This window comes from Microcoleus sp. LAD1_D3, assembly GCF_036702135.1.
Classification (GTDB): domain Bacteria; phylum Cyanobacteriota; class Cyanobacteriia; order Cyanobacteriales; family Microcoleaceae; genus Microcoleus.
On sequence record NZ_JAUBSB010000023.1, the window covers coordinates 1 to 12,046 of the forward strand.

The window sequence follows — 12,046 nt, forward strand, 5'->3', positions numbered from 1 at the left end:
CACGGCAATCGTTTGGGAGTTTATTGTTGCCGAATCTATCTTGCTTTACCTCTGCTTAAATATCTGCGGAATGCGGGTTCAAAAGCCTAAAATTGCGGTAGTAAATCGGATTTCACCCATCTTAATTACGTGAAATACCCGAAAACCGCAGTCGCCAAAGTGATCCTTTTTATCATGCAGGTTGTAGCGGACATCATATCAGGTTAAATCAACGCAGATGAATAGGATTTCATCTGCCTTTATCTTCCTTACTCGGCGGGGAAAAAATAGAATTGGCAAAACTAACCGGATTCTGTATAAACTCTCGAGCTTAATTCTCCTTTCTGCCGAACGGTGACTACTTGCCCGATCGCCTTCAGCACAATACTGGGAGAAAAAAGTATAGCCGGCGACTCAATCATGTGCAGAACTTCCAAAAATGCTTGACAAACTTTAGCATCTCCGACCAGCACTTTTAACACTAGATCCATGTAATCAATAATCAGCCGCGTGCCCAAATTTGGTTTCGCACCTGTACTTCCCCGATAGCGGGAATCCTGACTGATGGCAAACGTCCAAGGGATAGTATGTAATTTTGCTAGTTTTTGTTGAAATTGTCGAGAGAAACCTTTTAAATCGCCTTCGGGATACCGCTCTCTTTGCTTTTGCAAACATTCATCTAGCATCTGAGCATCCAGTGCAGCAACGGTCATTCCCTGGCCATAAACCGGGTTGAAAGCGCAAACTGCATGACCGATAATTATTAAGTTTTCAGGGTAACGACGGAGGCGATCGTAGTGGCGTAAACGGTTTTCTGTACCTCGATAACTATAAACAGGTGTGAGGGCTTCTGCGTCTTTAATCGCATGATAAATTGTCGGGGTTGGCAGACTGCGTGCAAATTCTAGAAAACCTGCTTCGTCTGTGGGAGGATAATCCCGATCGCCCCCGGCGACAGTCACCAGCCAGCGATTGCCTTCGATCGGAAAAATTGCACCGCCACGGGTGCGAAATGGCGGTGCTGTTGACACAAAGACTGGCGCTGTGTCTGACAATTTACCCCTGCATTCATAGATGCGGGTGGCATAGCCGACACAAGCATTGATAACGGTTTCTTGCGGAGGTTCATAGCCCAAACTTTTCAACCATTGAGGTGTTTTGGAAACTTTGCCACCAGCATCGACTACTAAATCTGCATACAAATTCTCTGCATGGATGTTAGCCTGGTTGTGGCGATCGCGAAAACGCACCGATACGCCAGCAACCTCCGCACGCGAGGCATTCGTCAGCAACCCCGTTACTGTGCCTCCTTCGAGGAAATGCACGTTCGTATTTTCAGCCAAGCGGCGGCGAATGTGCCAATCCAGTAAATCCCGACTGAACATAATTAAATCATTTAGATCCGGGCTAAATTGCGGAGCCCAACCCGCCGGACTAAACCACCCGATCGACCTTGGATCTAAAGTAGGAGCACCAGCAGCTATCAGTTCGTTTTCCCAGCCGGGAAAAAACTGTTCTAGGATGATTTTCCCCCGATTTAAAAGGATGTGAAGGTGACGAGATTGAGGAATACCGGGGCGAGGTACGGGTTGTTCAGGAAAAAAATCTCGTTCAACAATACTAACTCGGTCGAAGTGTTTTGCTAATACTCTAGAGGCCAACAGTCCTGCTAAACTGCTGCCAATAATAATTGCATGACTTTCTCGCTGCACGATCGAATTCCTTGAAAGCTAATTTGCTATGGCATTGGTAGATAAATTGTTAACAATTTGTCTGGGCTTCTGTGCTGACTCTTTATATCCCTCTACCCAAGATTTTCCTCTGCGATTATTTTAATCCGACTTACCATTACTATCATCTATATCGGGTGCGCCCCAGCGCGCTTTACTCATAACTGAGAACTAACAACTTCACAACTGCCAACTTACTTAGCACAAACAGCCCTAAATAGACAGCCTACCGCAGACATATTTCTACACTTCCAACTGTAGGGGGATGTTTTAGCTCGACAATAAGGCGATGATTGCCATTGGGGGCATGAGTCTAAAACTATATACTGGTAAACTCGCGCCAATGAGCGCGCGCACCCACTCCTTAACGAGGAATATACTATGTATCAAAATTTGCCAATAAATCCACAACTGTATAACATCGGGTTCTGGCTGGCCCAAGTGCCAGTAGAGCAGACTACTACAAACACAGCAGAAGACGCAGCACTTCTCTATTCCGGGCCGCAATTTTTTATCGCCTTGATAGCTGGAGTCGTACTCGCCTGCGCTTTCCAACTCTTGCTAACAAATTTATCAGTAGCCGCGGGCCTTTCCTACATGGGACAATCCCATGACGACGACAGCCACCACTCGGATAGTGGCAGCCCCCCAGTCCGCCATATCGGCCGAAAGGTAGGTACTTGGACGCTAATCACCGTCACCATCGCTTTATTCTTCGCTTGCTTGCTAGCAGTTAAGCTGAGCTTGATTAGCAGTCCCGGTTTAGGTGCGATTGTCGGTTTAGTCGTGTGGGCAACCTATTTCTCAATGCTTGTCTGGGTGAGTTCCACCACCGTCGGTTCCCTGATCGGTTCCGTCGTCAACACTGCCACGTCAGGCTTTCAAGCCATTGTCGGCACCGCAGCCTCGGCCATCGGCGCAAAAGCAGCTAGCAACCAAGTCGTCGCCACAGCGAAAGCAGCAGCAGCAGCAGTGGGCCATGAACTGGGTAGCGCGATCGACCCCACCAGCTTGCGCGAAAACGTCGAAGACTACATCCAAAGCCTCAAACCGCCAGAATTAGACATCAAAGGGATGCGTAGCGAGTTTGAAAAATTGCTTAATGATCCGCAACTAAAAACCATTGCAGCCGAAAATTTGCCGAATCTCGATCGGCAAACTCTCGTAGATTTAGTAAGTTCGCGATCGGACTTATCAAAACGCGACGTAAACCGGATTGTAGACCAACTTCAAGATGCTTGGAAACAAGTAGGAAAACAAGGGCAGCAATCAGACGGCATAGCCCAATTAGTAGACTATCTCAAATCTGCAAAATCGGGAGATTTGGTCTCAGATACATTGGCAAGTAGGGTAGAAAAAGCCCTTAGCAATCTGGGCGGTGGTCAAAATTCGGGACAAAGCCCGACCATGATGAACCAAGCAACGACAATGGCAGTCAATGCTTTAATGGGAATAGTATTGGGTCGCACGGATATGTCCGACTTCGATGTTGAAAAAGTAGTCGGTCAGCTTAAAGCAGCTAAAGACAAAGTTAGCCAGCAAACTGATAAAGTTACCGCTCAAGTTAAAGGCGAACCCGTAACTTACAGCCCAATTCGTGCCGACGTAGAAAACTACCTACTCAACACTTATTCGTGGCAGATGAATCCGCAAGCGATCGAGCGCGAATTTCGTGACGTGCTCTACGATCCTACAGCCGATCCAGGAACAGTGCGCCGCGAATTAGAAAAACTCAAACAGGCAAATTTTGAGGAAACTCTGGCCAGTCGAGGCGTTTTTACCCAAGACAAAATTAAAGAAATTGCCCAGGAATTAGAAGCAATTAGACAGCGCGTTTTACAAACCGTGATCTTTGCCGAGGAACAAGAAAAAGCTCGCGATTTGCAGTGGCGGGTGGAAACTTATTTGAAGCTGACGCCGAAAGAGGAACTGACTGCAGCCGGTATCGGGAGCGATTTCAAAAAAATATTAGAGGATTCCGACGCTACTTACGAACAGTTGGGCACTCGGCTTTCTCCTTACACCCGCGACAGTTTTGTGCAAATTCTCAGAGGTCGCGAAAACTTCGGATTTCAGGAAGTAGAACAGATTGTTCAAGAGTTAGAAAAGACACGAGATGTAGTTTTAGCAGATTCTAAAGGTCTGCAAGAAGCAGCGCAAGTTCGACTAGACAACCAGTGGCAAAGAGTGCAAGAATACTTGAAGTCTACGGGCAAAGAAGAACTTAATCCCGAAGGCATCAAGCGCGATTTGAAAACGCTGCTGGACAACCCGGAAGCGGGAATGTGGGCGCTGAGAGCTAGAGCTTCTAAGTTCGATCGCCAAACTTTGGTAAAATTGCTATCTCAGCGGGAAGACCTCAGCGAAGACCAAGTAAATCAGCTTCTCGACAGCACCGAAGAAAATTGGCACAGCGCGCTGCATGCGCCGCAAAAGTTGGCCGAAAAAGCTAAGGATCAGTACGACAATACCACTACCGCCCTTGCAGATTACCTGCGTAATACTGGCAAATCAGAACTCAATCCTGAAGGGATTCAGCGGGATTTGACAAAACTGCTGCAAAATCCCAAAGAAGGAGCTTTAGCGCTGCGGGGCCGCCTGTCTCAAGTCGATCGCGATACTTTGGTAAAACTGCTTTCTCAGAGACAAGATTTGAGCGAGGAACAAGTCAATCAAATTATCAACCAAGTGCAGGAAACCCTGGGATCGATTGTGAAAGCGCCGCGCCGTTTGGCAAAGCGGATGCAAAGCCAAGTGCACGATTTTCAGAGCGTTTTAGAAGATTATTTGCGTAATACAGGCAAGGATGAATTAAATCCCGAAGCCATCAAGCGCGACTTGCAACTGCTGCTGCATGACCCGAAAGTCGGCGCTTACAGTTTGGGCGAGCGCTTGTCACACCTCGATCGAGCTACAGTTGTTTCTCTGCTGTCTCAGCGGCCGGATATTTCCGAAGCAGAAGCCAATCGCATTGTCGATGGAATTTTGTCGGTGCGCGACGAGTTCGCAATGCAAATCCAGAAAATACAGGAGGGTATTCAGTCGGTAATTGACGGGGTTCTCGGAAAAATTCGGGATTACCTGAATTCGCTCGATCGCCCTGAACTCAACTACGAAGGAATTACGCGGGATGTGCGGAAGTTATTTGACGATCCGCAAGCCGGATTTGATGCTTTGCGCGATCGGCTTGGTCATTTCAATCGCGATACTTTAGTAGCACTAATGAGTTCTCGCGAGGACATTTCCGAAGCAGATGCCAACCGCTTGATCGACCAAATTGAAAGAAGCCGCAACAGCGTCTTGCAAAGAGCAGAACGCTTGCAGCAAGAGGCGCAGCTTCGCCTCGAAAGCATCAAACTGCAAGCCGAAAAACAAGCCGAAGAAACCCGGAAAGCAGCAGAAGTTGCCTCTTGGTGGCTGTTTTTCACCGCTCTTACTTCGGCGGCAGCAGCAGCCGGCGCCGGTGCTTTAGCCGTCATCCGATAAAAAAGACTTCAGTTGCGATCGGATTGCATATAGTGCCTGATGTGAGTTTCTACTGACATCAGGCACTAATGTTAGTAAAGGATTTGAGCGGGGAGTGGGAACGGGTTTTTATTAATTTGTTGGTACTGTTGAATAATGTTATGGTAAACCAGTTACTACCCGTTTTTTGAGGCTGGTGCCAACGGTGAATTTATACATTTTAATTAGCAGTTTTGATTAATTTAAAATAGAAAAGTGAAAAGCCGATTTTATTGATTGTTGTATATTTTATTTGCAGATGTAATAAATAAAAAGTCGCCGGATATTCATTGCCTCTCCTATCACAAGTTTTGAACGGGGTTCAGGCTTGCAGGCTGGATTTGCTTTTCGGCAGATTCTACAACTGTTGCAAGGATTACTGAAGAATGACAAAAATCAAAACAGTTATTGGAGTGAAAACCTTTTGGCAAAGCAAACTTCGCGCGCCAGTTCCCTCTCTCCTCAATATTTTTTAGGTACAATAATAGTGAGGGTTCTCCACCCAGCACGCCTGTTATATCAACCGCCCGCCTCCCTGGCTGCGTCAGTATCAAACGCAAACTGTTTTGAGTTCGATCGGCGGTTTATTTTGAAGATGCCGATCGTCAGATTATAAATTGTAGGTCATAGGTTGTGCATAATAGGGAACTAAAGCTGTGAAAATACTACACTGACTGTGGGGGGCAACATACCGGATACCTTGGAAATACCAAGGGCTTTGCCCACTCACCCCAGAACAGTCCAAACACGCAGGCCCTGCGATCGCCAATGCTAAACAACCTACGTCTCAAACCTCTCCTGGCTAGTTGCCTAGTAGCACCGTGAGGAGGGCGACGCCATGCAACTCCGAAAAAAAACACTATTAATCATCGGTGCAGCGCTGATCAGCCTGATTGTGGTTCTCTATGCCACTGCATCAACTATTTTGCTGCATGATTTTCACAACCTGGAGGCACAGTACGTCCGCCAGGATGTCGCACGGGCTTTGGACGCCTTAGATGATGACTTGTCGAATTTAGACACCAGCGCCCAAGATTACGCCGAGTGGGACGATACTTACTCTTTCGTCGAAACACGAAACGAAAATTTTGTCAAGTCAAATTTCGTGGATTCGACATTTATTTACTTGAGACTAAACTTATTGGTGTTGCTTGACTCCAACGGTAAGACGATTTTCAGTAAAGGTTTCGACCTGAAATCCAAAACCGAAATCCCGATTCCCGAAAGCTTAAAACAGCACTTGACCGAGGCACTAATAGACTCATCGACAGTCCCTGGCGATCGCTCCGGCCCCAACAAAACAGGCGTCCTCACCCTGCCAGAAGCCAGGCTGCTGATTGCCTCCAAGCCCATCTTGAACAGCAACGCTCAAGGCCCGCCGCGTGGGACGCTGATCTTGGGACGCTACCTCGACAGCAGCGAAATCGGTTTGCTTTCAGAACTGACTCACCTGTCAGTGGATTTTAGATTGCCGAGTTTAGATTTTAAAGTTGGAGCCGCGAACTACTCCGGGCACAGCGCCAAGGCGCTGGCTCGATCGAGGCAGGAGTTGGAAAATGTCAAACTCAAAATTTCCAACCTCAAATCAGTAGAAATTTTAGTCGAGCCACTCAGCGACAGCTTAGTCGCAGGATACGCCCTGATTCGCGACATCCACGGCAACCTAGCGCTGCTGCTGCGAGTAGAGACAGATCGCATCATCTACGGCCAAGGTCAGGCTACCTTGGAGCTGTTTACCTTATCAATACTGGCAGTAGGTTTAATATTTAGCGCGATCACCCTGCTGTTGCTAGAAAAATTAGTCTTAGCGAGATTGGCTTCCTTGAGCACCAGCGTCAGCAACATCGCAGCCAGCGGCGACCCAGACTTGCGCGTTCATATGGCCGGAGCAGATGAACTCGCAAGCTTGGCCGACGGCATCAACCGAATGCTAGAAGCATTGGGAAATTCTCAAGTCGAACGTAATGAAAGCGAAGACCGCTATCGGTTGATGGCCGAAAACTCAACCGACATGATCACCAGACACGACCCCAAAGGCGTGTTTATTTACGTCTCGCCCGCCAGCCGGGCTTTGCTGGGATACGAACCTTCGGAACTCATCGGCCACGTCCCCAACGATTATTTTCACCCCGACGATTTAGAAACCATTGCCAAAGCTCACTGGAAAGTCCTGGCCCTTCCGGTGACTTACACCGTCAGCTACCGCATACGGCGCAAAGACGGCAAATACATTTGGTTTGAAACCACCGGCCGCACGATCAGCGATCCCCAAACCGGCGAAGTGCAAGAAATTATCGGCATTTCCCGCGACATCAGCGTGCGGAAGCAAACAGAACAAGAACTGCGAGAAAGCGAAGCTGCAATCAAAGCTTTGTACCAAGTGACTTCGGCTCCCCGTACAGACCCGCTCAACCACCTCTCTACCTTTGATTTGCGCCTCCAAGAACTGCTGGCAATGGGATGTCGGCATTTAGGCCTGTCCGTGGGAATTTTGTCCTGCATTCAAGGCGACAACTATCAAATAATGGCTGTGGAGTGTCCCGACGGGTCGATCGTCAAAGACCAAATTTATGATCTGGAAAAAACTTTCTGCGTCGCTACGGCAATGGCAAAAGAACCGATCTACTTTGAGTCGGTGAGATTTTCGGGTTTGTCCTTCAATAGGGACGATCAAGCTTTCCCAATCGAAGCTTACATGGGCATTCCCGTCACGGTGGGAGGGGAAGTTTACGGTACTCTGTGCTTCTTTTCTCCGACTTCTGTAACAGAACCGTTCCGAGTTGTAGACAGAGAGTTGGTGAAACTGATGGCTCAGTGGGTGGGAAGCGAACTCGAACGTCAGCAAACAGACGTAGATTTGGCAAAAGCTCGCGATCAAGCACTGGCGGCTACTAGAGCCAAAAGCGAATTTTTAGCCACCATGAGCCACGAAATTCGCACTCCGATGAATGGAGTCATCGGCATGACGGGTTTGCTACTGGATACCCCCTTAACTCGCGAACAGCGCGATTTTGTAGAAACTATCCGCAGCAGCGGCGATGCCTTGCTGACGCTGATCAACGATATTCTAGATTTCTCGAAAATAGAGTCGGGCAAATTGGACTTGGAGGAACATCCGTTTGACATCCGCACTTGTATTGAGGAATCTCTAGACTTGGTAGCTGCCAAGGTGGCAGAAAAACAACTGGAAGTGGGTTACTTGATTGATCGTGCAGTACCGGCAACGGCGATCGGCGATAGCACCCGCTTGAGGCAAATTTTAATCAACTTACTCAGTAATGCTGTTAAATTTACCGACGCTGGAGAAGTGGTGGTTTCGGTGACTGCAAAAAAGATTTCACTGCCGGTGGCTAACGCTAAAGAACCGCCATTAATTGCTGGCGAACCCGTAGCAATTAACCCAGCATACGAAATACATTTTGCGGTCAAAGATACCGGTATCGGCATTCCGAGCGATCGCATGGATCGGCTATTTAAATCTTTCAGCCAGGTTGATTCTTCAACGAGCCGGCAGTACGGCGGTACCGGACTGGGTTTGGCAATTAGCAAGCGTTTGGCCGAAATGATGGGTGGCCGGATGTGGGTGGAAAGTATGGGTAGTGTGGCGGGCAATCCTCCAGCAGAGTTTAGGTCATCGGCAGTTTTTGATTTGGGATGGGGAGAATCTTGCGAAATTGCCGAAAAATATAGCTATGGCAAATCTGTACTCAGCAACAAGCCGATCGGCCAAAATACGAAATCCGTTGGCTCTACTTTTTATTTTAGTACGATCGTTTCTGGCTGCAACAGTTCCTTACCAGTTAACTTGAGCAATTCTCAACCTGAATTAGCTGGCAAGCGAGTCTTAATTGTCGATGACAATGCTACCAACCGCAGAATTTTGACTCTCCAAGCTCAGTCTTGGGGAATGGTGGCTAGGGCTTCAGCTTCGGGTCGTTTGGCTTTAGATTGGCTGGCTGCTAAAGAGGTGTTTGATTTGGCAGTTTTGGATATGCAAATGCCGGAAATGGACGGGTTGGCTTTAGCGGCGCAAATTCGCCGATATCCTGATTGCGAAAGGTTGCCGTTAGTGATGCTAACTTCGATCGGCAGGCAAGAAATTAACCCCCCTGCTATGGAGATGGATTTTGCTGCTTTTTTGAATAAACCCATCAAACAATCTCAGCTTTACAATGTTTTAATCAATATTTTTGGAGAACAGACAACGGAATTTAGAGGGCAGCGCACCAGCGGGCCTTTCTTGCAAAGCATACCCGTGCTGGCGGAGAACTTACCCCTGCGGATTCTGTTGGCTGACGATCATTTGGTGAATCAGAAGGTGGCTTTGCAAATTTTGCAGCGGATGGGGTATCGCGCGGATGTGGCGGGAAACGGTATCGAAGTGCTCGAAGCTTTGCGCCGCCAGCCTTACGATGTGGTGCTGATGGATGTGCAAATGCCGGAAATGGACGGACTGGAAACTACCCGCCGCATCCGCGAGCAATTTTCAGGAGATTTAACTTTAGAAAATCCTAGGGGAGAACCAGAAGTTTCCGTAACTAATGAGCAATCTAATCACCAAGACTCGACCAAAAATCCCACGGGAAAATCAGAAGTTTTCGCAACTGATGAGCAATCTAATCATCGAAAATCGAAAATCGAAAATCGAAAATTGACTGATGAGGAATCTAACAATCGAAAATCGAAAATCGAAAATCGAAAATCGACGAGTCCTTGGATTGTGGCGATGACGGCAAATGCGATGCAGGGCGATCGCGAAGAGTGTATGGCTGCGGGGATGGACGACTATTTGAGCAAGCCGATCGCCATTGAGCAGTTGGTGCGAGCTTTGCTCGCGTGTAAATCTCGATCGAACTCGGCATTCGATCGTCTGCAGCCGATTGTTTGTTTGGATGCCCCGGCGGAACAGATCGAAGGAACGAGTGAATTACAAGTGCGATCAAATGTGGCTGTTGCGGGAAATCCACAACTGACAATTCCCAATTCGCCGACAGTCGTCGATTGGGGTGCATCAAATCTCGATCGGGCTTTGTCAGAGGGGCACGATTCCCTGAGTGCCAAGATTATAGAGGGACTGCGAGATGTGGAAGCTTTGGACGAGGCGATCGAGATTTACCTCGAAACAGCTCCCGAACTGCTGCGAGGCATCTCTATGGCCCTGGCTAACGCCGATCCGCTGGCTTTGCGGCGATCGGCTCACTCTTTGAAGTCGATTAGCGGTACTCTCGGTGCTTTTCGCTTGTTTGAGCTGTGCGAGGAACTCGAAATCATGGGTCGCATGGGAACAAATGCTAACCAGCCTTTACCTGATCCGGCCTGCGCGCTTTTAGAAGAGGTTGAAGCGGAGTATCAAAGAGTCGAAACGGCGTTAAAAATAGAAATGCAGTACAGCGAAACAAGGACAGAATAATTAACAAGTCATAACTAACTATTGTTCGTGGGTGGGGGAGGGTTTTTGATATGGTTGGTTTTAGGCCTAGGCATTGATGGTTGGTGAAACCCCCCCTAGGATTACAAGCTGTATCGATCGGCTAAATCTCTCGCTGCTTGTCGCTGTTTTTCTACCAAACTCGGCGGGGAAAGCACTTGGGCGCTATCCATATATCTGTTCACCCACAGACTGAATTCGTTGAGGGAGCGATCGGGCAAATCGATCTGATAATCCACATAAAGCACTTTGCCAAAACTATCCCTTGGGCCTTCTTTAATCTTTTGTCGCGGATGCCGCCGATCGCCCTCTAAAATAAATCCCACTACCTTCTCAAAAAACCGCACTTTCACTTTTTCTAACTTCAGTTGACCCTGCAATTCGGCCTGCTGTTGCTCTGGATTGCCCAAGAACAGCCCCCAGCCGTTTTTTAACAACTTTTGAGCTATTTTCAAACGCTGTTCCTGTACGGCTAAACCGCGCCCTTCTACATCGATAATTTCGCAGCAATCAGTAAAGCGATTCACCCGTTCTACGCTCAAATGCCCGTTGTTGCAAGATTCGCAAATCAGGTACCAAGCGATATCGTGATAGATCAGTTGCAGGGGCCAGATGCGCCGGAAACCGACTTTGCCTTTACCGTAATAATCGCTTTGACGGTAAAGTTCGAGCGCCTGACCTCGAACAATTGCTGTTTCTACGATGTCTAGTTTGTGAAATAGGGTATTGCGATATTCTTGGCGATCGCTCATTTCGACAGGATCGGTGTAAATAATCGCACGATTTAGGTGTTCGCGAACGGGATAAAACAATTGACCTTTGAGTTCGATATCTAATCCGCGCAACAGTTTAGTGAGTTTTTCACAAATTTTGCGGGCTTGGGGATTTCCCTGATATTTGGCTTGAGATGCTATTGCTTGGAATGCGAATAGTAGTTCTTCTCGATTCATTGCGCCGGTACCGAGATAATAGCCGAAGCGATACATTCGTTTGTCGAGGATTCCGTAGTGGCGCAAAGTTTCTAAATCTTTGCGAATTGTGGGAGTTGCGGGATAGTTTTCGGGAAATTCGATGTTGAATTCGGCGGCAATTTTCTGTAATTGAGATTGAACTTCTAGCAAGGCATCGTGATATTTACTGTCGGATGTTTCGGTGTCGGAGTGTCCGATTCCGGGATGGTTTACTAATGTGGCGATGAGGAGCATGATGCGATCGAATGTTAGTTTGTCGGCGTAGGGGTGAGGGGTTGGTTTTTTGGCCATGATGGGTGGATGGGGGTAAGGGGGTTAAAAGTCAAGTAAAAGACAATATTGACACAAAAATATATAACGGTCTGAAAGCCTTTATTTGGATAGCTTTAGATTTTGAAAAAAGTTTAATAAATATTGTGAATCTGAAGACATGA

At 47.7% G+C, this 12,046-nt stretch carries 4 protein-coding genes; 2 read left to right on the top strand and 2 right to left on the bottom strand.

From position 1 onward, the window contains the following. Nucleotides 1-281: 281 nt before the first annotated feature. Nucleotides 282-1,691: a 2-polyprenyl-6-methoxyphenol hydroxylase-like oxidoreductase gene (locus tag QUA74_RS15160; protein ID WP_333330250.1), complete on the bottom strand. Its 1,410-nt coding sequence runs from the start codon at nucleotides 1,689-1,691 to the stop codon at nucleotides 282-284. Between the two features lie 399 nt (nucleotides 1,692-2,090). Here QUA74_RS15160 and QUA74_RS15165 point away from each other — a divergent pair, with 399 nt between their 5' ends. Beyond that, a complete protein-coding gene (locus tag QUA74_RS15165) occupies nucleotides 2,091-5,195 on the top strand; it encodes an MFS transporter (protein WP_333330253.1) in 3,105 nt (1,034 codons plus the stop codon). An 856-nt stretch (nucleotides 5,196-6,051) separates the two neighbouring features. Then, a complete protein-coding gene (locus tag QUA74_RS15170) occupies nucleotides 6,052-10,623 on the top strand; it encodes a response regulator (RefSeq protein WP_333330256.1) in 4,572 nt (1,523 codons plus the stop codon). Nucleotides 10,624-10,724: 101 nt separating this feature from the next. On the opposite strand, the gene QUA74_RS15175 is transcribed toward QUA74_RS15170, so the two are convergent. Continuing rightward, nucleotides 10,725-11,903 carry a WYL domain-containing protein gene (locus QUA74_RS15175; protein WP_333330259.1) on the bottom strand — a complete coding sequence of 393 codons (1,179 nt, stop codon included), beginning with the start codon at nucleotides 11,901-11,903 and terminating at the stop codon, nucleotides 10,725-10,727. Between the last annotated feature and the right edge of the window lie 143 nt (nucleotides 11,904-12,046).